Consider the following 25097-nt stretch of genomic DNA (forward strand, 5'->3'; position numbering starts at 1 on the left):
CCACTCGCGACCGGAGCAGGGCGGGACAGCTCCATTTAATTAGCATGTCATACTAATGAAGCGCTATCTGCAACTGGCGGTGGAGTTCGAAAGCCTGATTCTGAACGGTACGCTCGAACCCGGCGCGCGGCTCCCGTCGGTGCGTCAGGCGAGCAGTGCGTACCGCGTGAGTTCTTCAACCGTTTTCCATGCTTACTACACCCTCGAACGACGTGCCCTGATCGTCGCGAGACCTCGCTCGGGTTATTTCGTCGCCAGTCGGCCTGCGTCAACGAAATCGCTGGCGATTGCTTCAAAGCGCAGTATTGACGAGGCTGATGGCGACAGCGTGACTATCCGCTTCATGAAGGCTCAACGTCGATGCGCGCATCCCGGACTGGGCTCGTCGGAGCCAAGTTCCCTGCTGTTCCCGTTTGGCCGGCTTTCGCGCTCTTTGACGGCGGCAACCCGGAGAATGGCGAGTTCCCGCAACGCGTTGTCGGCGGGAAAGGCGGAAGCAGAACTGCGTCGCCAGATCGCGCTTCGCTACATTGTCACAGGTGTTACGGTCCCAGTCGAAGAGGTTGTCGTGACGAGTGGCGCGCTCGATGCACTGATACTGTGTCTGCAGGTTCTGACGCGGCCGGGCGACACCATCGCAATAGAACGGCCTGCTTTCCATGCTGTGCAAGAAGCGGTTAAGCGCCTGCGTCTGAAGGTCGTGGAAATTCCTGTCGATCCGCACCATGGCCTCGATCTCGGTGTATTGGCGCAGGCATTGCTGCAGCATCCGGTACGGGCTTGCTGGTTTATGACGACGCTGCACCAGCCGACCGGCGCGACGCTCTCCGACGAACGGAAGGAGGCGCTCGTCAGGCTGCTGGCAAAACATGGCGTGCCGCTAATCGAGGACGATGTATTCCGCGAACTGCATTTCGGTTCGACGCCAGCCTATCCGGCGAAGCGCTTCGATTCTGACGGTCTCGTGCTGCACTGCGGTTCGTTTTCGAAGAGCCTTGCGCCGGGTCTGCGCCTCGGCTGGGTAGCGGCGGGGCGGTACGCCGCAAGAATCGAGCATGCGCGTTGGCTGACGATGGGCCCCGCGTCTGTGCCCGTGCAATGCGCCATTGCTGACTATCTCGAGCATGGGGACTACGACCGGCTTCTGCGCAAACTGCGCCGTGAACTGGCGTCCCTGCAAACCCGGATGGTCGCTGCAATCGTAAGGTACTTCCCCAAAGGAACACGAGTGGTCCGGCCGCTGGGCGGATTCTTTCTATGGGTGCAGCTTCCGGAAGGCGTAGAGGCAGTGCGGTTGTTCGAAATGGCGGAAGCGCACGAGATCGCGATAGCACCCGGTGCGATCTTTTCGTGCGGCCGTGAATTTCGCCGTCACATCCGGCTCAACTATAGCCGTCCGTGGAGCCCGGACGTGGAGAAAGAGATGCGCACTTTGGGTACGTTGGCGAGGCGAGCCATGGCTGAGCACCGGACAGCCCGGCGCACGGGGCGCAAGGAAGCGGAATAGATGGCAGACGAGCCGCCATGGCCGAGACGATGCGGCTTGAGCGAAGAGAGTGCCCCGGCCCCATTTTTAACAAATTTCTCGTTGTTTCGCGAGGGCGGCGGATTAACTCCAGATTTGGCTTCTTTTTAACGGATTGGACTCCCTGTGGTCGGCGCACACTGACATCGTGCCAATCGCGCAGGGAGCCTGAGATGTCTTTCCGCCACGACCCGAGTTACCAGTTCAAAGTTGCTCTGCCGGACGTATCCATGCCCGACTGGAAAGATCCTGCGCCGTACTCCGACGCGGGCATGATGCGCGGCCTGCACCTCGCGTCGGAGGCCGTGTTGCGGCTCGCTACGCAGACCCATAGCGCCGTCGCACGTGGCGACACGGTGGGCGCGGAACTGGCGCGCGTATCGCTCGAAAAGCAGTTGGCATTGACCACGTGCCTGATCGATGAGCTATTGCTCAAAGGTACCGACCAACCTACGACACGTTGATTGGCCGTCAGGCCAGACAGAATTAATCGCTGTGTCGAACTTCTGAAGACCGTAATGAGTGCCTTGACCGTAATTATCAGCATTTGGACGATGGTCGCTATCTGCGCGATTCTCTTCATCCGCGGCGCCAGCCCGCGCGTGGAGCGCCCCACCAGCGCGCCGCAACGCCGCCCGGCGCGCTTTTCAATCGCCGAGTAACAGCGATCGGCCGGCCAGTACGGCGGCGGCTCTGCCTGCCGTTTGCGTCGTGGTGGCTCCGATTCGGCTATTTCCGCTGCCCGTTTCCGTTCGGTTTCACCGATACGTCCACCACCGGTGTGCCATGAACGTAACCGGCGGCACCACGCAGACCACCATCGCAATGCCCAGCGCCGGACCGCCTCCGGCGATCTGCGTGGCATGAGCGACGAGCGCAGTCAGCGTCAGGCCGCCCAGAGAAACAACGGCGAAACGCCAGATATTCGCCAGCGCGGGAACGGACGAAAAACTCCAGAAAGTATTCAGGAGGTAGGAGCTTCCTGTCGAACAGGCGAACGCGAGCGCATTCGCCAACGCCGGTTCAGTGCCGGCGCGCACGATCAGCGTCATGGCGACCATGACGTGCAGCCCGGTTGCAAAGAGTCCGGACACGACGAATCGCAGTAGCTTGATTCGTTCCGCGCTATTCACCGGCGCTCTCCCGTGGTGTGCGCAGGATCGCGAGCAAGGACACCCCGTACGGCAACGCGGCGTGCGCAAGCCAATGGCGCTCCGCACTGAATAGCCGATAAAGCGCGGCATTGAGCGGGTGGGCCGGAACGGCGTCGCCCGTCGATCTGCTGCGCCTGAAAACGCGGTCGAACCATCGCGCGGCCACCGCGAGGGGGAACAGCAGCGAGTTGAAATACGTCACGCGCTCGATTTCGTAACCGGCCGCGGCGACGCATTGCGTCAGCGAAGCGCGGCTGTAGCGGCGGAAGTGCCGCAGATAGACGTCGTGAGCGCTCCACAGATGCGGGCAGGCCGGCACCGTCACGACGATCACGCCGCCTGGCGCCAGCAACGATTGCATGCGTGCCAGTGAGCCGACGTCGTCGGCGATGTGTTCGAGACAATCGAAGAAGCAGATCAGGTCGAAGCGTTCGCCAGTCTCCATGCCGAAGGGGACATCTTCCGGACAGCGCCCTGCGCGGATGTCGAAACGGCCGCCGGTTTTCTGCGAGCAGAGCGCGCGCGCCGTGCCATCCATCTCGAGACCGCTCACCCTGCCGAATTCCGCCAGCATGTCGAGGTTGCCGCCCGTCCCTGAACCGACTTCGAGCACGCGTGCTCCGGCGGGTAGCGCCAGACGGCGCAGTACGCTGCGCAACACGTCGCGCCGGCCACGGAACCACCAGTGTTCCGCTTCGGTTTCGGCCATCTCCAGATACGCGTCAGGTGACATGATGAGTTCCTTGCACTGTGAGGTGGTTGATAGTCCGGCCTCTAACCTGCTTGCTGATCGAGGCGGCCCGTCACGACCCGCACGCCGACGGCCATGCGTTTGCGCACGACTTCGGGGCGTGGCGCATGGGGTATGCGTGCCGGGTGCCGCTCGCGGTGCAGCACAGTGACTTTGCTCTTCTCCTGGTAGCGGCGCCGCACGAGATAGACCGGGCGCTTTTTCGATTCGTAGTAGATCCGGCCGACGTATTCGCCCACCACGCCGATGCCGATCAGTTCGATCCCACCCATGAACAGCATCAGCGAAATCGTGGATGCGTAACCGGGAACCGGATTGCCCGACCACAGCGTGCGCCCGACGATAAAGCCGCCATAGAAAAATGCCAGCGTGGCAATCGACAGGCCGATATAGGTCCAGCTGCGCAACGGCACGGTGCTAAAGCTCGTAATGCCCTCGAGCGCGAAGTTCCACAGCTTCCATCCGGAGAATTTCGAGTGCCCCGCACTGCGCGGCTCGCGTTCGTATTCGACGATGACGGTTCGATAACCGACCCATGCGAACAGGCCTTTCATGAAGCGCCGGCGTTCCGGCAGGCTGCGCAGCGCGTTGACGACCTGCCGGTCGATCAGGCGAAAATCGCCGACGTTCTCAGGTAGCTTGACCTCGGAGAGTGCGTTGTGCACGCGGTAATACAGCGCCGCCGCGGTGCGTTTGGCGAAGGTATCGCAGGCCCGGTTGGTGCGTTTGGCGGCCACGACCTCGGCGCCCGCGCGCCAGTGTTCCACCATGACCGGGATCAGGCTTGGCGGGTCCTGCAGGTCCGCGTCGATCGGGATCACGGCGTCGCCGACCGCTTCGTCGATGCCGGCCGTCAGGGCCGCTTCCTTGCCGAAGTTGCGCGTCAGGTCGATCACGCGGACGCGTTTGTCCTGGATGGCGGCGGCGACCAGCTTGTCGAGCGTGCCGTCGTTACTGCCGTCGTTGACGCAGACGATTTCGAAACGCGTGTCCTCGATCGATTCGAGTATCGGCACGACGGCGGCGAAGAACCGGTCGATTGCCTGATGCTCGTTGTAGAACGGCACGACAAGCGAGATCAATGGTTTGTTGGTATGAGTTGACATGGCATTTCCCCGTTTTTTTCCTGTTTATCGGTTGTATCTGGTGCAATGTGTCGGCATTGCACGGTTGCGTTCGACCGCGATACGCCGCGCCAGCATGCCGAGCGTCGTCATCGTGAGAAGCGGTAGGAACTGGAACGGCAAACGGCTTATGACCACCATCCCCGCCAGCGGCGCGAGCCACAAGACGACCAGCCATTCGCGCTCCCCGCGCTGCCATCCGTGGGCCATGCCGTAGCTGCAATACCAGGCAATCAGCACGCCATACCAGGCGAGGTCGTAGTCGTACAGATACGGACTTACGAGCAGGCTTGCGCAGATCAGGGTCGCGGCGCGCAGCGCATAAGCGCACGGCCGATGCCACGCATACCAGACAGCGCCGATTGCCAGAACGGCGCTGACTGCCTGAGCCACGTAGGCCCACGCCGCGGGGGCATGCGCGAGCTTCGCGAGCGCGAAGGCGGTCGGTACCCGAGCCATGGCGGCGCGTCCCGATTCGACAAAGCCGGCTGCCATGCCGGCGTTGTGCACGAATGCGATGAACGTGCCCGGGCCGAACAACAGGGCCGCCAACGCGAGCGTCGATGCGGCTGTGAGCGCGAACGCCAGCAACGCGCGCCATGAGCGGCCGCATAGCAAGGCGAACGGGAAGAGCAGCACCAGATGCGGTTTCATGCAAAGCAATCCGAAACATATTCCCGCGATCGCCGGACGGCGTCGCAGCGCCAGCAGTCCAACCGCTGCCAGCGCCGCCGTCAGCAGGCCGTTCTGTCCCATCAACGCGACCAGTGCAACACCGGGGAAGGCCAATGTGACGAGCAAGGTCTGCCGGCGCGGCACGATCGAGTGAATGGCTTTGGCGAACAGCGCGAACGTGCCGGCAATGAAGGCGACGGCGGCCGCCTGAAACGGTAGGAGCGCCAGCGGCGCCATGATCAGCAGCGAGTTGGGTGGATACAGCCACGGCAGAATGCTGCCCATGGTGCGGAAATAGGGCGCGGCGTTCATTTCGACGTCGGTCAGCGCTTTGAGGTTATAGGCGTCGACGGCGTGCCCGTGCTGCGCAAGGAACGACGCGCTCCAGAACGGCAGGAAGTCCATCGCCAGGGGCGGGAAATCGGCGCGCTGCTGCCAGAGCACGCGGTATAGATAGACCGCGAGGAAAACGGCGTAGCAGGCGAGAGCCGCCAGCGAATAGAGCGACAGGCGTCGGCTGTCGAGCCAGTGAGCGCGGCTTGCCGAACGCGGATGCGCCGATCCGGCCGCCTCGATCCGGCGATCCGATGGCAACACATGCGACGATTTCAGGTTCATGACGTCACCTCGTCGCCGATCCGCGCGCGGCGCAGTATCAGCAGCAGCATCGATAGCAGGACGACCGGTCCGATCTGCGGCAAGCCGCTCAGGCGATTGAAGAATTCATAGACCGGCAGCAGCCAGGCAAGCACCAGCACCGCCTGCTCGCCGCGTCTCCATGTTGTATCGAAGCCGATTGCCGTGAGACAGGTGGTGGCAATGCCAAGCCAGGCCAATTCGTAGTGCCATGCGTAGGGGTTCGCGAGCAACGTGGCGACCGCCAGAACCGCGCCGCGCAGGCGCGCATCGCGTGTGGACTTCCAGATGAGACAAGCGGCCGTCACGGCGATCAGTGCTATGCCCGCTTGCGCTGCATAGGCCGCGGCGAGCGGCGCACCTGCCTCGCGTAGGGCCGCAAACGTGGTCGGGGAGGCGAGCCAGTAGTGACGGGAGTGTTCGAGTACGAGATCGCGCGCGAGCCCGGTGCTGAGCACGAACAGGTGCAGCGACTTCGCACCGCAGATCAGTACGCTAAGCGCGACGAACAGCGACGCGCTCAATGCCGCGACGCCAAAGACACGCCACGACCGCGCCGCGATCAATACGAAAGGCAACAGCAGGGCCATCTGCGGCTTGATGGCGAGCAGACCGATACACAGACCGGCGCGAACCGGATGGCGCGAGATCCAGTGAACAGCGAGCGCGGCCAGCGCGGCGGTCAGAAGCGAATTTTGTCCGAAAACAGCCGCAACGAAGACGCAGGGACAGGCGGCAACGAATAGCGCGGCAAGACGCGAGCGGCTCATGCCGGTAGCTAGCCGGGAGAGCTTGAGCGTGGCTACAGTGAACAGAACCACGCTAACACCGACAAACGTCAGATAGGCGACGACTGGCGGTACGAAGGCGAGCGGTTTGATAAGCACCAGGAAAGTCGGCGGGTACAGCCATGGGAGAAAACTGCCGTGAGGAAGCTGGAATAGCACCGACTCGATTCTTTCGAAGTAACGGTAGTCATAGATCTGCCACGCCGGGCCATGCAGCATCGCGTACGAAGCCGACCAGAAAACTGAAAAGTCGATTCCTGGTTTGGTGAAATCGCCTGTAGTGAATCCCTTGCTCGTCCATGCCCAGACCATCAGAAACAGCATGTACAGCACCAGCATCGCGATGCTGTACACGACTACGCGTTCAGCGGTGAGAAAACTTCGAACACGGCGTTCGTTGCCGCAAGCGCCCGACTGTGAAACGTACATGATCCCCGCCTCGGTGATGTCCGGATGTAACTCATGGTTCATCCGCTCATTCGGATTGTTTGTTCAGATTCCTAAGCGTTGCTCTAAAACGCTGCGTGAGGAATCACGTTTGCGCGTTATCTGTCCACTCATTGTTGGAGGAAAATTAATCGACTTGCAAGAGGGCGTTTTCCTGCGCCACGTTGAGGAGCGGTCAAAAATCCCTCATCGGCACGAAACTGGACCTGCCTATGTGCGCAAGCGCGCATATCGGTCTCACGGCTGCGACAGTTTGTGCAGGTGCCCATCGCGAGGCGCAGCCGTTTTCATGGGATTCGATGCATGCGTCGAATCAGGGTATGTCCTGAGTAAATTCCTCAGAGCCACAGCCGGCGCGGTGCTCCGGCGATTTCGCCATTTTCCGGCGACACCGAAAAACGTCGCGGAGGCGAGACATTCTGTGCGGGAACGTTAAATCCACGCCGCAAGCCATCAGGCTGGTCCCTTATATTTCGGGCCTTTCCGTGTCGCTGGCCCCACCCTTGCTATGAAAAGGACGCGCAAGTCGAAGACGTGACGGCCGAACAATTCGAAGCAGCAGCCGGACCGGAAAAGAATCGTCACGCAGACAACCCTTCACGTTGTTGACGACTGATCGCCAGTGTTTTCGTAGTGCCGGCAGTACGTTCCCTCCAACCAATCCTGGTTAAGGGTTTTTATTTAGACATACGAAGGAGTCTGTCATGAAGAATTTCATCGCCCAGGCAGCACATTTTGTTCGCGACGAAGACGGCGTATCGGCCATCGAATATGGTCTGCTCGCCGCGCTGATCGCTCTTGTCATCATCGGGACGGTTACCACGCTCGGCACGAACCTCAAAGCGGTTTTCAGCGATATCGCGGGATCGGTCTAGGGCGGCCGCCGACGAACGGATGCCTGCGAGAGGTTCGTTCGTCGATCCCGGGCCTGGTTCTGCGGTCGGACGCGAATGTCGCGCCGGCTGTCCGAACCGGCCAGCTCCATTCGGTGTGTAGCGGATGTGGATCGCTGCCGCCATGGTTTAAAAAATCAGCCGCGACGAAACGAGGTCTCTCATGACGCTGGCCCCCCTGCCACCGCAACCCGTGCCGCTGTGCGTGATCGTGCTGGTGATCGTGGCGGCCAGCACGGATATCGCCGCGCGCCGGATTCCGAATCGCGTCATCGCGATCGGCCTCGCAGCGGCATTCGCTGTGCAGGTCTGGTTGCACGGGCCGTGGAATGGCGGACTCGAGTGGCTCTCGGGCGCCGCGTGCGGTTTCGCGTTGCTGTTGCCGTTCTATCTGCTGCGCGGCATGGCCGCCGGCGACGTCAAGCTCCTGCTGACGATCGGAGCCTTTGTGGGCCCCGCGATGACTTTCCAAATTGCCCTCGCCACCTTTCTGCTCGGCGGGGTCTGGTCATTGGGGCTGGCGGTGAGCCGCGGCCACTTGCGGCGACTCATTCGCAATCTACGGCAGATCGTGGCGGTGTGGCGCCTGGCGCCGCGGCAGGTTGCTGCGAGTGGCATCGAATCGGTCGGGACGATTCCCTATGGCGTGGCAATGGCGGCCGGCACGCTGGGTGTGCTGTTCGCGGCGGCGTTCTAGCCGCGCAGGGAAGGCGGGAAGGTGGTTTGCGATGGGCAGCGGCTACGTTGGGCAGGAGTATCGAACGCGGGCATCCAGTCGATGCCGGAAGTATTGATGAACCATGCAGGAGTGTTGCCATGAAAAATCGTCGCGCTTTAGTCATGCTTGCGTTCGCCATGCTGGCGGGTCTCGCTGCCGTGGTTCTGGCCTCGCGATGGCTGCTGCAGACGTCGTCGAGCGCGGTCACGCCAGTGGCCGTGGCTGCGGGCGTGGTCAATCTCGGCGAGCCGCTGACACCCGCGCTCATCCGCACCGTCAACTGGCCGTCGGGCAGCGTGCCGCCCGGCGCCTTTGCCGACGAGAAGGGGCTGGAAGGTCGCGTGGTGTTGACGAGTCTCGCGCCGGGCGAACCGGTACTCGAAGCGAAGCTCGCGCCGGTCGGCACGAAAGGCGGCCTCTCGGCGGTGATCGGCTCGGGCCGCCGGGCGATTACGGTACGCGTGAACGATGTGGTCGGCGTCGCCGGTTTCGCGCTGCCGGGCAACTACGTCGACGTGATCGTGAATACGCAGAAACCCGGCGGGACCGACACGCAGCAGAGCATTTCGAAGATCGTGCTCGAACAGATCCTCGTCCTCGCGGTGGCCCAGCAGGTGAGCCGCGACGACACGGCGCCGAAAGTCGTCAACGCCGTCACGCTCGAAGTGACGCCCGAGCAGGCCGAGAAACTCGACCTCGCGCGCAGCGTCGGCACGCTGTCGCTGGTTCTGCGCAACCAGGTCGACAAACAGACGCCCTCGACCGATGGCGCGACCAAACTCACATTGCTCGACGTGCCGGCTTCGGCGCCGGTGCTTGAGCCGGTCCATCCGGTGCGGGCGCGTTATGCCGCTCATCCGGCGCCCAAGCGCGATTGTGTGGGCGTGTTGTCGGGTGTAACGGGCAGCGTGGAATGTTTTTAGGCCGGCGATGGCGTGCCGCTTCACCAGGCAGCGCGACCGGCATCACGAAGGCAAGAACGAAAGTCTCGGGTAACAGGCATCGAGCAACGGGGGCATAAAGACATGAAAACAGAACTGGGGTTCTCGTCGGGCAGCCACGCGCGTCGCCGCTCACTGAGCGGCACGGTGCTCGCGGCGGCGCTGTGCGCGGGTATGGCTGTCGCGCAATCCGGCGCCGCGCAGGAGATCGGCGGCACGTCCGCGCCCGGCAAGGGCGGCGCGAACGCGGCGTTGCCGGTGGGCCGTGGCCCGGTGCCGATGATGATCAGCATGTCGCCGATGCCGTCGAATCCGGCGGCGAGCGGCAAATCGGTGGGCGCCGTGCCGTTGAGCGGGCCGAGCTGCAGCGGCGAGATTCGTGACGAATCGAGTGTCGCCGTGGCCGTGGGCAAGTCGGTCCTCGTGCCGCTCGCCGAGCCGGCGCGCAACCGCACGCTCGGCAATCCGACCGTTGCGCAGGCGACGCTGGTGTCGCCGCGCACGCTTTACCTCGTCGGCATGACGGTCGGCACGACCAACATGATCGTCCAGGGGCGCAGCGGTCAATGCCAGATCATCGATGTAATCGTCAACATCGATTCGGACGGCTTGCAGCGGACGCTGCAGCAACTGCTGCCCGCCGAGCGTGGCATCAGGGTATCGACCGCGGCGGGCAACCTCGTGCTGGCGGGCCGCGTTTCTGGCGCGCAGGCCGCCCAGCAGGCGATGGAGATTGCCAACGCTTATGCGGGCGCGCAACCCACCCAACAGCAGCAAGCGAGCACCGCGAATTTCGGCGCCGGCGGCTCCAGCCTGACGCAGCAGAGCACGAGCGTCAGCAAGGCATCCGAAGTCATCAACATGATGACGGTCGATTCGCCGCAACAGGTGATGCTCGAAGTCAAGGTCGCGGAAGTCTCGAAGACGCTGCTCAACCAGCTCGGTGCGGCCGTGAACATCCAGGGCGGCTTCGGTTCATGGACGGGCGCGCTTGTGAGCAGCCTGCTTGCCGGTGTCGGTAACGGCATTGCCGTCAGCAAGGCGAACAAGCTGCCGTTCAACGTAGCGGTGGACGCCCAGAAGACCGACAGTCTCGGCAAGATTCTCGCCGAGCCCAACCTCGTGACGCTCAGTGGGCAGGAAGCTTCGTTCCTCGCCGGTGGCAGGGTCTTCATTCCGGTTCCTCAAAGCAACGGTACCGGCGGCTCGACGATCACGCTGCAGGAAGAAGAATTCGGCGTCGGCCTCAAGTTCACACCGACCGTACTCGCAGGCAGCCGGATCAACCTGAAGGTCGCGCCGGAAGTCTCGGAGCTCTCGCCGACCGGGGTGACGGTAACCGCCACCAATGTCAGCGGAGCGGCGATCCTGCCGCTCATCACGACGCGTCGCGCCTCGACCACGGTGCAGATGAACGACGGCGAGAGCTTTGCGATTGGCGGACTGATCCAGAACAACATTACCGGGTCGCTCAAGGCGATTCCCGGCCTCGGCGAGGTGCCGGTGCTGGGCGCGCTATTCCGCAGCACGTCTTTCCAGCAGGACCGCACGGAACTCGTTTTCATCATCACCGTGCACCTCGTCAAGCCTTTGCCGAGCAGCACCGACTACCCGTTGCCGACCGACAGCTTCAGGCAGACCTCGGACGCCGGCGTTTATGCCACCGGCAACATGGAAGGCCGTCAGCCTCAATCCGCCGCCCCGGCCCCGGCAGCGCCGGGCGCACCGCCGACGCCCGCACCTGTACCCGCACCCGCAGCAGGCATGAGCGCAGCGCCGGCGCAACTATCGCGCGATACACAAACCGGCCAACCGGTGCCGGTCGTGACGGGTCCGCCCGACGGTAGCGCCGCGCCCGTGGCGACCCCATTGCCTGCCGCCGCACCGGCTTCTGTGACGAGCATGGGGACGGGCCGCCAGCAGATGGTCGCCAAAGCGGGCGAAACCCATCCTGCCGATGAACATTGATGCGCGACGAGGGGAATCTCATGAAACTCGAACATTTCGTTTTGACAGCTCGCGCGGCTCTCGCGCTGACGCTTGGCGTGGCGCTGGCCGGTTGCATGACGAGCACGCCCGTGTGGGACGAGCATTTTGGCGAAGCGGCGCGCATGGCTGCGCAGATGCAGATCATCGATCCGCACGCGGGCGAGCATGCACCGTCGGCGCCGGGCGTCGACGGCAAGGCGGCCGTGGCGGCACAGGAGGCTTACGACAAGTCGTTCCAGCAACCTGTCATCAGCCCGAATGCTTTCGTGATCGGCATCGGCAGCGGCAATGGCGGCGGCTCCGGCGGTCAGTGAGCGCCTTGCGGGTGGGCGCACGTCATGCCTCGCTGACGTCAACGCTCGCCCGTTACCCTGGTTTGTCCATTTGAGAACATCATGATCAATGTCCTGGCTCTCTCTGAAGACAGCGCGCGGCTCGCCCAGATCGTGCGTCTGATCGGCGAATGCGGCGGTTGCCGGACCACCCGCGCGAGCGGCAGGCCGTCAAGGCTTGGCGAGCGGGGCGACAGTCTCGAGGCTTTCGATGTCCTGATCGTCGACGCCGAGTCGCTGAGCGATGTCGAGCTCTCCGCGGTCGAGACGCTGCACCACGCCCATACACGGCTCACCTGTATCCTGGTGACGCCCGATACGTCGTCGCAGACCTTGATCGCGGCGATGCGCGCGGGCTTTCGCGACGTCCTCGGCTGGCCGCTCGATCCGCACCAACTGGGTGTCGCACTGCGGCGCGCGCAGACCCAGTGCGTGCCCGGCAGCACGCGCGAAACCCGCATCCTGTCGTTCATGTCGTGCAAGGGCGGGACGGGCACCAGCTTCATTGCCTGCAACGTCGCGCACGCGATTGCGCAGCTCGCTCAGAAGCGGGTCTTGCTGATCGACCTCAACCAGCAATTCGCCGACGCCGCTTTCCTCGTATCCGACGAAACGCCCCCCTCGACGTTGCCGCAGGTCTGTTCGCAGATCGAGCGCATGGATATCGCGTTTTTCGACGCGAGCCTCGTGCACGTCACCGACAACTTCCACATTCTGGCGGGCGCGGGCGATCCGATCAAAGCCGCCGAACTCAAGGAAGACCGCCTCGAATGGATTCTGGGCGTTGCCGTGCCGCGTTACGACTTCGTGATCTTCGACCTCGGGCAGACCATCAATCAACTGTCGATGCATGCGCTCGACAGCAGCGAACAGATTCATATCGTGCTGCAGGCGAGCATGCCGCATGTCCGGGCCGGCCGCAGGCTGCAGGAAATTCTCGGCTCGCTCGGTTATGCGCCCGACCAGATGCGGCTGCTGCTGAACCGCTATACGCGTCAGGCCGAACGCGCCCGCTCGGCGCTCGAGCAGGTGCTGGGCATGCGGGCCTGGCAGGTCATTCCGGAGGACCCGGTGGTCGTGTCCGACGCCATGAATCAGGGACTGCCGGTTTCGCAGACCGCCCGTGCGAGCGGCGTATCGCGCGCCTTGCAGACGCTCGCGGAAAACATCGTCGACGGCGCGTCGACGCCGGGCCGGGGACGTGCCAGCCGCACGTCCGTGTTCTCGCGGCTGCTGGGTCGTCAGGCGCCGCCGAAACTTGAAATGATGTAAGGCCAAAGGGGACCATCATGTCGCTTCGTGAGCAGATTTCCGCGCAACGCGTCCAGCCTTTGGGCGACGTATCCGACCCGTCGAACCCGCAGGCCGGCATGATGCGCGCCGCGTACCAGAAGCTGAAACGCGAGGTGCATCAAGCCGTGCTCGATCGCGTCGAGCTGGAGCGTCTTTCGCGCATGCCGCCTGAACAGGTTCGCCAGGAGATCGCCGCGCTTATCGGGCGCATTCTGGAAGATCAGAAAGCACCGGCCAACGATCTCGAACGCAGACAACTGGTGGTCGACGTGCACGACGAGATGTTCGGCTTCGGACCGCTGGAAGTGCTGCTGCGCGACCCGACCGTATCCGACATTCTGGTGAATACGTACCGCCATACCTACGTCGAGAGAAGAGGGCGCCTCGAAGCCACCGATGTGACCTTCTACGACGACGCGCATCTGATGAAGGTGATCGAGAAAATCGTCTCCGGCGTTGGACGGCATATCGATGAATCGAGCCCCATGGTCGATGCGCGTCTTCCGGACGGCTCGCGCGTCAACGCGATCATCCGGCCGTGCGCCGTCGACGGTCCGTTGCTGTCGATCCGACGTTTCGCCGCCAATCCCCTGCAGGTGTCCGACCTCGTCGAACTGCAAAGTCTGACGCCGCCGATGGCGGAAGTACTCGATGCACTGGCGCGCGCCAAGGTGAACATTCTGGTGTCGGGCGGCACGGGCAGCGGCAAGACCACGCTGCTGAACGTCCTGTCGGGTTTCATTCCCGGCGACGAACGCATTGTCACGATCGAAGATGCCGCCGAGCTGCAACTGCGCCAGGAGCATGTGCTGAGACTGGAAACCCGCTCGCCGAATATCGAAGGGCGCGGTGAGATTACGCAGCGCACGCTGGTGCGCAACGCGCTGCGCATGCGCCCTGACCGCATCATTCTGGGCGAAGTGCGCGGCGCCGAGGCGCTCGACATGCTCAACGCGATGAACACCGGGCACGAGGGTTCGCTGTCCACGATACACGCCAATACCCCGCGCGACGCGCTCACGCGGCTGGAAAACATGATCAACCTGGGCGGCCTTTCGCTGCCGACCAAGACCATGCGCCAGCAGATTGCCTCGGCGATTTCGGTGGTCGTGCAGGCCACGCGGCTCACCGACGGCCGCCGCAAGATCGTCAGCATTTCGGAGTTGACCGGCATGGAAGGCGACATGATCAACATGCAGGAAATCTTCGTTTTCAAGCGCTCCGGCGTCGATGCGAAGGGATGCGTTCGCGGGTACTTCAGCGCGACCGGCGTGCGGCCGAAGTTTGCCGAGCGCTTGCAGGCGTTCGGTGTCGCGCCCTCGGAGCATGTCTACGATCCGGCCCGGCGCTTCGAAACGACATGACGTGCATGGTTTCAGCGCCCGATCCGTTCACACGGTGCTTGAGGAGACTCGCATGACCCCGATCTTTTATGCGTCGATCATTCTGCTGTTCGTTGCCGTGGCGCTGGCGCTGGAAGGCGCGTACGAATACTGGAACAGCCGGCACGGACCGGTTGCGCGCCGCGTCGATTCACGGATTCGCGCAGTGTCCGCGGGTGGACAGGTCAGTGCCGAGCGGCTCTCGATTCTCAAGACCCGCATGCTGGCCGGCTCGTCGCTGCCCGCGCGGCTTCTGCTGCAGATGCCGCGTGTGCATGCCATCGACCTGTTCCTGCAGCAGTCCGGCGTGACGTGGACGGTCGCCCGGCTCATCGGCACCTGTGCCGTGCTGCCGCCGCTCGTCCTGCTCGCGGGCATGCTGTTCGCGGTGCCGCTGCTCTTCACCGCAATCGGCGCGGCGCTCTCCGCCATGTTGCCGGTCCTGTATGTGCAGCGCCGCCGCAACAAGCGCATTCGCCTGCTGGAGCGGCAACTGCCCGACGTTTGCGACATGCTGGCCCGCGCGCTGCGTTCGGGACATGCCTTTACCGGCGCGATCGACATGGTGGGCACCGAGTTCTCGGAGCCGATGAGCGGCGAGTTCCGTATCACCTTCGACGAGATCAACTATGGCGTGTCGATCAGTGAAGCCTTGACGAACCTTGCCACGCGCGTGCCGATCCGGGACCTGCGCTATTTCGTGATCGCGGTCGTGATTCAGCGCGAGACGGGCGGCAATCTCTCGGAAGTGCTGGACAGCATCGCTGCCCTGATTCGCGAGCGATTCAAGCTGTTCGACAAGGTTCGCGTCCTTTCTGCCGAAGGCAGGATGTCCGCCTGGGTGCTTGGCTTGCTGCCGTTCGGGACCGGCGTGCTGATGATGCTGGGCAATCCCGGTTTTCTCGATGTCCTTTGGCAAGACCCGGCGGGAATAAAAATGCTTGCGACGGTGCTCGTATCCATGCTGTTCGGCGCGCTCTGGATGCGGCGCGTCGTCAAGATCCGGGTGTAGTGCCGCCGGCTCGCGACAGAGTGCACGACACGTTATCGGGGAGAAATCATGCAGACGCTAAACGCCACACAGATCCTGTTGCTGGCCGGCGTGTTCGCCGTTGTATTCGCCGCCGTATTCGGCGCAATGCATCTTGTCGCGCCGCATGATCTGCGGCGCCGGATCGAGCAGGCAGGCGGCGCGAATATCGCTTTCGGGGCTGATAGTAGCCCGGAAGCGCCCGATGTCTCCTGGTTCGAAAAGATCGCGGAGATGTCAGAGCCCATTTCGAAACTGTCGGTGCCAAAGGACGGTTGGGAGCAATCCGCACTGCGTCTGCATCTCACCAATGCCGGTTGGCGTTCGCCGGGGGCGGCCCCGATCTATTTCGCCGCCAAGACCGCGCTGGCGATCGCCCTGCCATCGCTCGCGTTGCTTTGGCTCGTCGGCACGGCGAGCGCCGCGACGACTTTCGAGCGCCTGATCCTCCTGACCGCGCTCGGCGCAATCGGTTTGTACTTGCCCAACCTGGTGTTGATGCGCCGCATTGCCTGGCGCAAACGCGTGCTGGTGGAAGACTTTCCCGACACGCTCGATCTGCTGACCGTTTGCGTCGAGGCGGGCCTGGGTCTGGATGCGTCGCTGATGAAGGTGGGCGACGAGATCAGATTGCGCAGCCCGGTGGTGGCGAGCGAGCTTGAGCTGATGTTGCTTGAAATGCGCTCCGGCTTCTCCAAGGAAAAGGCCCTGCGCAATTTTTCGCTGCGCACGGGCGTCGAGGATATCGATTCCTTCAGCGCGATGCTGATTCAGGCAGAACGCTTTGGGACGAGCGTGGGTGCGTCACTGCGAGTGCTGTCCGACACGCTGCGTACCCGGCGGCGGATGCGCGCCGAAGAAAAGGCCGCCAAGATAGCGCTGAAGCTGTTGTTTCCGCTGATTTTCTGCATCTTCCCTGCGCTCCTCGTCGTGCTGATGGGGCCGGCCATGATCCACATCTACCGGGTTCTGCTTCCCAGCATGACGGGTTCGGGGGGATGACGGTGGCGCGTTCGCAAAACAGTCCGCCACGCGCCATCGAGCGGGCGTGCTCCGGAGTCTTGACGCGTCGGACGACGATTGGGGAGGGTCTATGAAACGGAAGAATCAGCGCGGCGGGGCCGCCGTGGAATTTGCCCTTGTGTTGCCGATTCTGCTGGCGTGCCTGTTCGGCACGGTGCAATTCGGCTGGCTGATGAGCAACTACGTGATGCTGACGAATGCGGCGTCGCTCGGCGCCCACCAGCTTGCCTCGGAGCGTGGCTACGCCACACCGTATTCGGATACGCAGCAGGCCATACTCGCATCGACCGCGGTACTGAAGAGCGCGCTGACCATCACCATGAGCGTCGGCGGCACGACCTGTTCGAGCGACAGCACGTGCGCAAGCGCGCTGGGGACGTCCACTCAGGCGCCGACCGCGGGAACCGAGGCGCGCGTGTCGCTCGGATACGCATTTGCACCGCTGTTCGGCGGGGCATTGTACGGTCTCAAGTCCATCATGCCGTCCAGCTTGAGCGCGAACATGTCGGAGCTCGTGCAATGAAACTCTTGCAAACGCGAGCTTCGGTCACGCGCCGGTCCTGGCGGCTGTCGCGGCGTGTTCATGAACTGGAGGCGGTCATGACGCACAAGAAACAGCAAGGCATTGCGGCGGTCGAATTTGCGCTCGTCGTTCCGGTGCTCCTCGTGATTGCACTAGGTCTCGCGCAGTTCGGCTGGCTGCTTGGCAATTACGTCATGGTCGCCAACGCGGCATCGGCGGGCGCGCGCTATTTCGCGTCGCAGCGCGGCACGTCCACGCCCTATTCGGGAACGCAAGCCCAGGTGCAAACGTCGGCAGCGGTGCTGAACACTGGCAACCTGTCGATCACCGCCACGGTAAACGGCGGCAACTGCACAAGCGACGCGGCTTGCGCAGCAGACCTGACCAGCGCCGCCAGCGGATCGGCTGTGGCGACCGCCGCCGTTACCGTGACCTACAGCAATTTTTCGCCCCTGTTTAAAGGGGCTTTGTCCGGTCTCTATTCGATGATGCCGACCGCGCTCAATGCCACGGCAGCGGAGCGCGTGCAATAGGCGCAGAGGAACCGGACCGACAGTTTGGGAGGGCGTGCATCATGAAGAAGAATCTTAGGCTTCGCGCCGCGCCGGCGGACCAGCGTGGCGCTGTCTCCGTTGTCGTCGCGATTTCTCTGGTCGTTCTGCTGGGGTTTGCGTCGCTGGCTGTCGACTACGGCTATCTGGCATACAGCCAGAGGCGACTGCAGAGCGCTACGGATGCCGCGGCGCTGGCCGGCGCGGTGGATCTCTGGACCAAACCGTGGGCAACGGCTGCCAGCGACGCACAGGCGTTCACGGCGGGGCAAGGCAATACCATGCCGGGCGGCGTCAACCCGGCGACTGCCACGGTAACCGGCCTGACCTTGTCCAGCGTCACGCTGCCGTACAAACAGGCGGCATCCGGATACAACGGCATCAAGGTGACGCAGCAGGCGAGCGTGCCACTTTTCTTCGCCAAAGTCTTCGGCATGAACTCGCAAACAATCAGTGCGACGTCGGTAGCAGGGGCGGGAGGCGGCGCAGAGCCCGCGCTCTATAACGTCATGATCGTCCTCGACACCACGAGATCGATGAGCACCACGACCGACAGCAACTGCAAGAATTCAAAAGGCGTCGCGCAGACGAGGTTGCAGTGCGCCGAAGCGGGCGCGCTGAAATTGCTCACGGGCCTGACCAACGTCGGCGACAAGGTGGGATTGATGGCGTTTCCGCCACAAACATCGTCGACGTACAACTTCTCGTGCAGCGGAAATTCAGCGACTATTGCCGGCAGTTATTCGGCTTCGGGTGCCAGCTATCAGTACGCTTCCGCGAGTTCAGGCTATCTGGGCAGCAACCAGCAAGCGAATACCGGCTCCGCTATCGTGCAGGCGCTGGGTGGCGGAAGTTGCGGCGGTTTGCCTGCGCCCGGTGGATTAGGCACGTTCTACGCCCAGGCGATCACGGCGGCGCAAACGTCTCTGGCCGCCACGGCCGCAACGGAGAGTCCGCCGGGACAGAACGTGATTATCCTGCTCAGCGACGGGATCGCGTCTTCCACGACGAGCCAACTGGGTAGTACCTACAGCAGCACCTATGGAAGTGAATGTCAGGCGGCCATCAACGCGGCGTCGGCCATCAAGAACAACACAGGCACCTTGATCTACACGGTGGCTTATCTGGGTGGCGAGGCCGCGTCGGCGCCGAGTTGTGGTGACGGTAACGATAAACTCACCGCCTGCAACACGATGGAATCGATTGCGACTAACTCGTCGTATTTCTATTCCGACACCTGCGCCAACGCCGCGGGCGGAACCAACAGCCTGAATACGCTGTTTGGGCAGATCGCATACAGCCTGACGAAGCCGAGGTTGATCCCGCTGAATGCATCCTGAGTGCCGGTCGGGGACGTCGCACGGCGCTCCATGGTCCGCTCCGAGTCGCGAATAAACGGTATATACTGTTTATACCATTATAACTGCGGAGGTAAGCATGTCGGCACCCGTCACCAAAGAGCACACCAGGAAGTCATTCAATTTCCCCAAGAGTTCGGCCAAGCACGCGGCGGAAGGCGCGCAGCCGGTAGCCGCGCCGGAGCCGGCGGCAAAAGCAGTGGCAGAAGCGGTGGCAGAAGCAGCGCCGGCCGTCAGGAAAGAGGCCAAAGCGAAGCGCCCGGCAGCCGCCGAAGCCGCGCCTGCGCCCAGGAAGGCTGCCAAAGCGAGGCGTGCGGCGCCGGTGGAAGCCGCGCCTGAAGTGAAGAAGGCTGCGAAGGCGAAGCGCTCGGCATCGGCGGAAGCTGCGCCTGTTGTCAAGAAAACGGCGAAAGCAAAGAGCCCGGCCGCAGTGGAGGCGCTGGCCGCCGGCAGGAAGGCGGCTAAACCGAAGCGTTCGGCCACTGCCGAAGCCGCGCCGGCCAGCACACCTGAAGCCAGGAAGGCCAAGCAGCCGAAGAAAGAGAAAGTCGTGCGCGACAGCTTCACGATGCCGAAATCGGATTACGACAGGATCGCGTCGCTCAAGCAGAAGTGCCTCGAAGCCGGCGTGTCGGTCAAGAAGAGCGAGTTGCTGCGAGCCGGTCTGATCATGCTGGAATCGGCAGCGCCGCAGCGCCTGCTTGCGGCGATGTCGTCGCTCGAAACGGTGAAGACGGGGCGTCCCGCGAAAAGTTAAAGCTGGGCGTGCTGGCCCGCTTGCAAGGTTTGCGCGAGGCGTGCCCGCCCCGGGCGGTGTCGGACTGCAGCGCATCCGGCTGCACGTTCTCGAGCCGCAAGGGGCGGGTACGAGCCGGCATCATCGCATCGGCATATTGCCGGATGGTGACGGACGAAATTTATTCGTCGTCGGCCGTGTGTTGAGCGGCGGTGCGCGACAGCACGCGCGAACGGATCACTTTCCCGCGACAGCCTCAAAAACCGCAGCCGCTTTCTGCTGAAAACCCTGACGGCGCCGCGCTTAACCTTTGACGTGCTGCGTCGAGAGCCAGCCTCCGCTGACGCCGATTTGCGCCACCTGTTTGACGACCGCGTCGGCGAGGCGTGTGGCGTCGGCTGAAACTCCGGTCTTTTTGGATTCGGACATGGCGTGCAAGCCACCGCCCACGGCCGCGGAAGTCGCGATGCTGCCCACCGCCGCGCCCACCCCGGCAGTTTCTGCCATGCCGGGTGCCTTGCCGCTGTCGCCGCTGGCGTTGAAACTTTGCACCAGCCTTGCGGTGCCGCCCGCCGGCTTGTACAGAATCTGCACCGAACTGCTCACCTCGCTCTTGCCGGCGCCCAGGCCGATCAGCACGCGGCGGCGGCGATTGCCGGCGTCGATCGTGTTGAAGCTGCCTTGTACGAGCAGCACGTTCTGGTCGGCGGGGGCGGGGACGTCCGAGCGAATCGCGCGCAGCCCCATCGATTGCAACTGCTGAACGATTTCGTTGGCGACCTGCTCGCGCACGGCGATCGCATCGGCGGTTTGCTTTTGCGCGGTGGACGAACCGTCGAGTTGCGCTTTCAATTTTTTCAGCATACCGCCGTTGTCCAGCTTCACCTGCTCCGGACTGCTGTCGAAGGTGTAGACATAAATGTTGTCGGGGCGCACCTGCGGCTCCACGCTGCTTTGAGTCGCATTGTTGATGCTGCCGCCGGCGCAGCCGGTGAGGAGCGCGCTGCCGCAGACCATTGCAACGCATGCAAAACGAGCGGCATTCTTTTTGAGGAAACTCACTGAAGTCAACATGTTCATCCTGTCGTCGGCACCCGGTGCCGTTGTGTTCGAACGCCTCTTACGACGATCGGGCAACCGTGGGATCGTTGATCGTCGGGAGGGCATTCACACGCGCTATTTCGCGCAAAGCACCCTTGATCTCATGCGTCTTTTTGGTACGCACCGGCAGCGAAACGAAGTATGGGCGAGTGACCTGGCGAACTCCACTCAACAATTGTTTCGTGCTATGTCACAGCGAAAATGCAGCGCGGGAGGCTAGGTCGGGACGAGTTGCGAACAACGGCGCGAGGCATCACACCAAGGCGAGCTCGATGATGCAAAGGAGAACGAGGACAAGAAGAGCAGCGGCGACGGCCATGTCCATCGGGTAGCGCATGATTCACCAGGCACTAGCGTTGCGGTGCTCTAATCCTAATCACCTGGGGGAAGATGAAAAGTAGGCAGAATGGCGGCTATGTGCGAAAGCTAACGCAGCGCACCGAACGGTTGCGCTGCTTTCTGGCGGAAGCGTTTTCAGCGATCGAGGTTCGAACTGGCGTTCGAACGCGTGATGCTTCGGTTGCGGAGTCTGCTGCGCTTTATTGCGGCACAGGCGCTGGCGTTCCAGGCGGCAGGCCGCGCGGCGACTTGTTCGCCGAGACGAGGTCTTCCGACAGACTGGTACGCAGCGTGGCGATCGCCTGATCGGCGTTGGCCGGTTTCAACTGCTCGCGGGCCAGCGAATCGTACACATAGTGGCGCAGCATAGGATCTTGCGTCTTGCTCAACACATCGTGATACACAGCCACGATCTCGCCTTCACGCCCGCTCATTGCATAGAGGCGGCGCAGCTGTTCCAGATCGTTGATCACCGCGAAACCGGGGCCTTTCGGTTCATGCTGCCAGTGTGGTCCGCGTGGGTCGCGTGGGCCGTCACCGTGCGGCGGTTCCCCCTGCGTGTGAAGCGGTGCGGGCTGCGGCGGAGCCGCTTCCTGAGCCAGCGCGCCGGTCGCGGCCACGCTAACAACGGCGGTCAGTGCCGCGCTTATCCAGCCTTTTTTCATGATCTCGCTCCCATCGAGACAGTGCCGGCGCGACAGTGCGCGAGCACATCGGCAACGATAGTCGAGACGGCGCTTCGCCGGGTTACTGAAACTGCCGCGTAGCTTACCGCGCCTTGCATGCCGCGTGACCGAATCGTGGCACGGCCGGCCACGCAGACCGGCGGCGCCAGGGTGTGCCCGCTGGCGCAATGTGGCCGGATGGCGCATGATTGACCCAATGTGCCGTCCGACCCCAGATGCGGCAAGCCTCTGCGGGAAGTGCGGCGCACACGACGCCACGGGTGTTTGAGCCGCAGAAACCCATCGCGGCGATGCATCGCGGGCGAGTATTCAACCGTTAAGGAGGATTTCGCATGGACCGACCTGACGCCGCCAATCCGTTTGGCGATTTCACCAAAATGCTGGAGCAGTTCAAGCTCCCCGGCTTCGACGTACCCGCCATCATGGAAGCGCGACGCAAGGACGTGGAAGCACTGGTTCAGGCGAATCAGACTGCTTTCCAGGGCATGCAGTCGCTCGCGCAAAAACAGACCGAGATGCTGCGCGCCACGCTGGGCGAATTGCAGTCGCTCACGGGGCAATTGTCGGCAGGCGGCGCAGCGCCTCCCGCGAAAGCTGCCGAACTGATCCAGCAAAGCCTGCATAAATCGCTCGCCGATATGCAGCAGTTGGCGCAGGCCGCGTATCAGACGCAAGCTGAGTCGTATGCGGTGATCGCAAAACGCGTGGAAGAAAACGTGCAGGAGTTGAAGTCACTCTTGCAGCAGCAGAAAAAGTAACGAACGCAGCCGCGCCGGATCGCGCGATCCGGATTCGGCGTGACCTGCAGATGTCGTAATGAAGCACTGGATGCCGTGGATGACCTCAAGTTATCCGCGGCATTTTTTTTGCCGCCTGGGCGCCTTAATTGTCAGAGGAAACAGGCGGTTCGATGCGAATTATTCAGTGTCCGCTTACATCGTTCGCCTCATGCGGCACGCATTGACATTTTTCTGCTGCGGCCCTGTTATTTTTTGCGTGTGTTCGCTTTAAACGGCTTGCAGCGGGAAAATAGGCGTCCGAGCACCGCCCGTTGGCGATCCGGTCTGCATTGATCAAACAGGTTCGAACGGCAGTGTGCTCGCCGAAGGTTTAAATCATCCCGCAAACGATTGCCGCGCCGCTTCGCGCTGCCTAAAGTTTCGCGCCGCCACTCCGTAGACGCATTCACGCAACCCAACCGGTGTGAATGCCCTACCGGCACCGCCGGTCCGGAGTGCGCCCCTGAATTCCCGTTCGTGATCGGCTGACCTGCCGGTCACGAGCGTTTCACCTCGAAGGAAATCTCTTGAAACCGATGCTCACTACAGGCATTGCTTGCGCAATGCTCGGGGCCGGCTGCGCGCTGTCGTTTGCCGCACATGCCACGCTTGGCCAGAACGTCAGCACTGTCGACAGCGATCTGACGCACCTTCACGCCGTGGCTCATACGGCCACGGCTCAACGCGCGTATTCGGTACACCTGATTACGATGCCGTCCGGCACGCTGGTGCGCGAGTACGTCGCGCCCAACGGCATCGTCTTCGGTGTCGCGTGGGAAGGCCCGACGCTGCCGGATCTGAAGTCCGTGCTGGGTGCTTCGTTCGACCAATACGTCGCCGCTACCGCAACCCGCCGCGGCACGCCGCTCGCGGTGTCCAGCAGCGACCTGGTGGTGTACTCGGGCGGCCACCTGCGCGCGTTCGCCGGTTATGCCTATCTGCCGCAAGCGATGCCCGCGGGCGTCGATGCCAGCGTCATTCAATAACGGAGCGGATCATGCGTCATATGTCTTCGTTTGTGACCTTGTTGGGCGCGGCGCTGCTCGCGCTGCTCGTCAGTGCCTGCGGCGGTGGGGGCGGCGGCTCCAGCGGCTCCGCCTCGTCGGGGAGTTCCAGTGGCACGAGCCTGTCGGCCGGCCCAACCGTCACTAATACGTCGCCGTCGCCGCAGGTGATTGCCGCCAACGCCGTGCGCGTGACGGTCGACTCGGGTGTCAGCAACGTGCCGAACATGCCGTTCGTCAGCGTCACGATTTGCGTGCCTGGCACCAGCCAGTGCCAAACCATCGATCACATGCTGGTGGATACCGGCTCGTGGGGCGTGCGCATATTCGCCTCGCAACTGCCCGCGTCGATGACGCTGCCGCAAGAGAAGGACGGCTCGGGCAATCTGGTTGCCGAATGCATGGCGTTTTTCGACGGCTACACGTGGGGTTCGGTGAAGCTCGCCGACCTGCAGATCGCCGGCGAAAAAGCGGCCTCGCTGCCGGTCCAGGTGATCGATCCGAACTATGCTTCGCTGCCGGCCGACTGCGCGGCTTACGGCGCCTCGCGCAACACGCCGGCTTCGTTGCAGGCCAACGGCATCCTGGGTATCGGCGTATTCAAGCACGACTGCGGCGCGAACTGTGTGCAGCAGGCTTTAGCCGGGACGTACTACGGTTGCAAGGGCACGGCATGCACGTCGATTCCGCTCGCCGAAGCGCTGCAGGTCGCCAACCCGATCCCGTACTTTGCCACCGACAACAACGGGTCGATGTTGAGCCTGCCGATGGTGGCGGGCGGCGCACAATCGGTGAGCGGCCAACTGGTGTTCGGCATCGGCACACAGAGCAACAATTCGCTGGGCAGTGCGCAGGTGATCGGCGTGAGTCCGTCGAACGGCACCTTCACGACGGTGCAGAACGGCACGACGTATTCGAGCAGTATTCTCGATAGCGGCTCGACGGGCCTGTTCTTTCAGACGAGTGCCATGCCGGCCTGCTCGGGTCCGAACAACGCCTACTACTGTCCGGGATCGACGCAAGCGTTGAGCGCGATGATTCAGGGGGTGAACGGCACGACGAGCGCGGTGAACTTCAGCGTCGGCAATGCCGATTCGATTTCGCAGACGTACAGCGGCGATTCGGCGTTGCCGCTGCTGGCGGGGCCGGCGTTTGTGAAGTCGTCGGTTTTCGACTGGGGCCTGCCGTTCTTCTACGGCCGCAATGTGTATGCCGCTGTCGAGCAGCAGACAACTCCCGGCGGCGCGGGCCCTTATGTGGCGTATTGAGGCCGCGCAGGGAGGCCGCCTGCTTAGCGACGCTCGATAACGAGAGCCGGC

At 63.0% G+C, this 25097-nt stretch carries 26 protein-coding genes; 19 read left to right on the forward strand and 7 right to left on the reverse strand.

Translation table 11 applies throughout. From position 1 onward, the window contains the following. The first annotated feature begins 55 nt into the window (after window positions 1–55). The 3 genes from AC57B6_RS02580 (at window position 56) to AC57B6_RS02590 (ending at window position 2187) form a co-directional block, all read left to right on the forward strand. On the forward strand, window positions 56–1507 hold the full coding sequence (locus AC57B6_RS02580) for an aminotransferase-like domain-containing protein (protein WP_178370933.1): 1452 nt from the start codon (window positions 56–58) through the stop codon (window positions 1505–1507). A gap of 191 nt (window positions 1508–1698) precedes the next feature. Further along, window positions 1699–1989 (forward strand): hypothetical protein, encoded by a 291-nt coding sequence (locus tag AC57B6_RS02585; protein ID WP_030100070.1) that lies wholly within the window; start codon window positions 1699–1701, stop codon window positions 1987–1989. 54 nt (window positions 1990–2043) lie between these two features. Beyond that, entirely contained in the window at window positions 2044–2187 is a 144-nt protein-coding gene (locus AC57B6_RS02590) for a hypothetical protein (RefSeq protein WP_167346806.1), read from the forward strand. 96 nt (window positions 2188–2283) lie between these two features. Here the strand turns inward: AC57B6_RS02590 and AC57B6_RS02595 are convergent, their stop codons facing one another. The 5 genes from AC57B6_RS02595 to AC57B6_RS02615 are packed head-to-tail and all read right to left on the reverse strand — an operon-like array spanning window position 2284 to window position 7124. After that, on the reverse strand, window positions 2284–2658 hold the full coding sequence (locus tag AC57B6_RS02595; protein ID WP_030100071.1) for a GtrA family protein: 375 nt from the start codon (window positions 2656–2658) through the stop codon (window positions 2284–2286). Further along, on the reverse strand, window positions 2651–3412 hold the full coding sequence (locus AC57B6_RS02600; protein WP_496420645.1) for a class I SAM-dependent methyltransferase: 762 nt from the start codon (window positions 3410–3412) through the stop codon (window positions 2651–2653). The genes AC57B6_RS02595 and AC57B6_RS02600 overlap by 8 nt, the downstream gene beginning before the upstream one ends. A gap of 41 nt (window positions 3413–3453) precedes the next feature. Further along, window positions 3454–4536: a glycosyltransferase family 2 protein gene (locus tag AC57B6_RS02605; protein ID WP_183801639.1), complete on the reverse strand. Its 1083-nt coding sequence runs from the start codon at window positions 4534–4536 to the stop codon at window positions 3454–3456. Between the two features lie 24 nt (window positions 4537–4560). Next, window positions 4561–5847, reverse strand: a complete 1287-nt coding sequence (locus tag AC57B6_RS02610; RefSeq protein WP_496420646.1) for a glycosyltransferase family 87 protein — start codon at window positions 5845–5847, stop codon at window positions 4561–4563. Continuing rightward, window positions 5844–7124 (reverse strand): glycosyltransferase family 87 protein, encoded by a 1281-nt coding sequence (locus AC57B6_RS02615; protein ID WP_496420647.1) that lies wholly within the window; start codon window positions 7122–7124, stop codon window positions 5844–5846. The genes AC57B6_RS02610 and AC57B6_RS02615 overlap by 4 nt, the downstream gene beginning before the upstream one ends. Before the next feature lie 680 nt (window positions 7125–7804). Here AC57B6_RS02615 and AC57B6_RS02620 point away from each other — a divergent pair. The 13 genes from AC57B6_RS02620 to AC57B6_RS02680 all read left to right on the forward strand — a co-directional run bounded on the left by AC57B6_RS02620 (window position 7805) and on the right by AC57B6_RS02680 (window position 19890). Next, window positions 7805–7975: a Flp family type IVb pilin gene (locus AC57B6_RS02620; RefSeq protein ID WP_030100075.1), complete on the forward strand. Its 171-nt coding sequence runs from the start codon at window positions 7805–7807 to the stop codon at window positions 7973–7975. Between the two features lie 181 nt (window positions 7976–8156). Continuing rightward, the gene (locus tag AC57B6_RS02625) at window positions 8157–8690 is read left to right on the forward strand and encodes an A24 family peptidase (RefSeq protein WP_496420648.1); all 534 of its coding nucleotides are present in this window, start codon (window positions 8157–8159) and stop codon (window positions 8688–8690) included. A gap of 119 nt (window positions 8691–8809) precedes the next feature. Continuing rightward, window positions 8810–9634 (forward strand): Flp pilus assembly protein CpaB, encoded by an 825-nt coding sequence (gene cpaB / locus AC57B6_RS02630; protein ID WP_030100077.1) that lies wholly within the window; start codon window positions 8810–8812, stop codon window positions 9632–9634. A gap of 102 nt (window positions 9635–9736) precedes the next feature. Continuing rightward, window positions 9737–11620 (forward strand): type II and III secretion system protein family protein, encoded by a 1884-nt coding sequence (locus AC57B6_RS02635; protein WP_496420649.1) that lies wholly within the window; start codon window positions 9737–9739, stop codon window positions 11618–11620. Window positions 11621–11640: 20 nt separating this feature from the next. Next, the gene (locus AC57B6_RS02640) at window positions 11641–11955 is read left to right on the forward strand and encodes a hypothetical protein (RefSeq protein ID WP_028198393.1); all 315 of its coding nucleotides are present in this window, start codon (window positions 11641–11643) and stop codon (window positions 11953–11955) included. Window positions 11956–12036: 81 nt separating this feature from the next. Further along, the gene (locus AC57B6_RS02645) at window positions 12037–13245 is read left to right on the forward strand and encodes a CpaE/TadZ family protein (RefSeq protein ID WP_028198392.1); all 1209 of its coding nucleotides are present in this window, start codon (window positions 12037–12039) and stop codon (window positions 13243–13245) included. 17 nt (window positions 13246–13262) lie between these two features. Beyond that, complete coding sequence (locus AC57B6_RS02650) at window positions 13263–14630, forward strand: TadA family conjugal transfer-associated ATPase (RefSeq protein WP_028198391.1); 1368 nt, start codon at window positions 13263–13265, stop codon at window positions 14628–14630. Window positions 14631–14682: 52 nt separating this feature from the next. After that, complete coding sequence (locus AC57B6_RS02655; protein ID WP_144193992.1) at window positions 14683–15660, forward strand: type II secretion system F family protein; 978 nt, start codon at window positions 14683–14685, stop codon at window positions 15658–15660. Between the two features lie 48 nt (window positions 15661–15708). Next, the gene (locus AC57B6_RS02660) at window positions 15709–16680 is read left to right on the forward strand and encodes a type II secretion system F family protein (protein ID WP_030100082.1); all 972 of its coding nucleotides are present in this window, start codon (window positions 15709–15711) and stop codon (window positions 16678–16680) included. A gap of 91 nt (window positions 16681–16771) precedes the next feature. After that, a complete protein-coding gene (locus AC57B6_RS02665; RefSeq protein WP_035519543.1) occupies window positions 16772–17224 on the forward strand; it encodes a TadE/TadG family type IV pilus assembly protein in 453 nt (150 codons plus the stop codon). Between the two features lie 77 nt (window positions 17225–17301). Beyond that, on the forward strand, window positions 17302–17757 hold the full coding sequence (locus AC57B6_RS02670) for a TadE/TadG family type IV pilus assembly protein (RefSeq protein WP_046572614.1): 456 nt from the start codon (window positions 17302–17304) through the stop codon (window positions 17755–17757). A gap of 41 nt (window positions 17758–17798) precedes the next feature. Next, window positions 17799–19115: a pilus assembly protein TadG-related protein gene (locus tag AC57B6_RS02675; RefSeq protein ID WP_496420650.1), complete on the forward strand. Its 1317-nt coding sequence runs from the start codon at window positions 17799–17801 to the stop codon at window positions 19113–19115. Between the two features lie 97 nt (window positions 19116–19212). Then, entirely contained in the window at window positions 19213–19890 is a 678-nt protein-coding gene (locus tag AC57B6_RS02680) for a hypothetical protein (protein WP_496420651.1), read from the forward strand. 282 nt (window positions 19891–20172) lie between these two features. Here AC57B6_RS02680 and AC57B6_RS02685 read toward each other — a convergent pair whose 3' ends face one another. Then, window positions 20173–20943: a DUF4410 domain-containing protein gene (locus AC57B6_RS02685; RefSeq protein ID WP_496420652.1), complete on the reverse strand. Its 771-nt coding sequence runs from the start codon at window positions 20941–20943 to the stop codon at window positions 20173–20175. Window positions 20944–21509: 566 nt separating this feature from the next. Next, window positions 21510–21974 carry an invasion associated locus B family protein gene (locus tag AC57B6_RS02690; protein ID WP_030100088.1) on the reverse strand — a complete coding sequence of 155 codons (465 nt, stop codon included), beginning with the start codon at window positions 21972–21974 and terminating at the stop codon, window positions 21510–21512. Window positions 21975–22327: 353 nt separating this feature from the next. On the opposite strand from AC57B6_RS02690, the gene phaP reads away from it, so the two are divergent. The 3 genes from phaP to AC57B6_RS02705 all read left to right on the forward strand — a co-directional run bounded on the left by phaP (window position 22328) and on the right by AC57B6_RS02705 (window position 25046). Beyond that, complete coding sequence (gene phaP / locus AC57B6_RS02695; protein WP_028198383.1) at window positions 22328–22753, forward strand: phasin family protein; 426 nt, start codon at window positions 22328–22330, stop codon at window positions 22751–22753. 557 nt (window positions 22754–23310) lie between these two features. Further along, a complete protein-coding gene (locus tag AC57B6_RS02700; RefSeq protein WP_030100089.1) occupies window positions 23311–23760 on the forward strand; it encodes a DUF2844 domain-containing protein in 450 nt (149 codons plus the stop codon). Window positions 23761–23771: 11 nt separating this feature from the next. After that, window positions 23772–25046, forward strand: coding sequence for a DUF3443 domain-containing protein (locus tag AC57B6_RS02705; RefSeq protein WP_028198381.1), 1275 nt, complete (start codon window positions 23772–23774; stop codon window positions 25044–25046). Window positions 25047–25097: the final 51 nt, after the last annotated feature.

The sequence above is a fragment of the Paraburkholderia sp. BGA-UO-ETr-F12 genome (genome assembly GCF_059567945.1).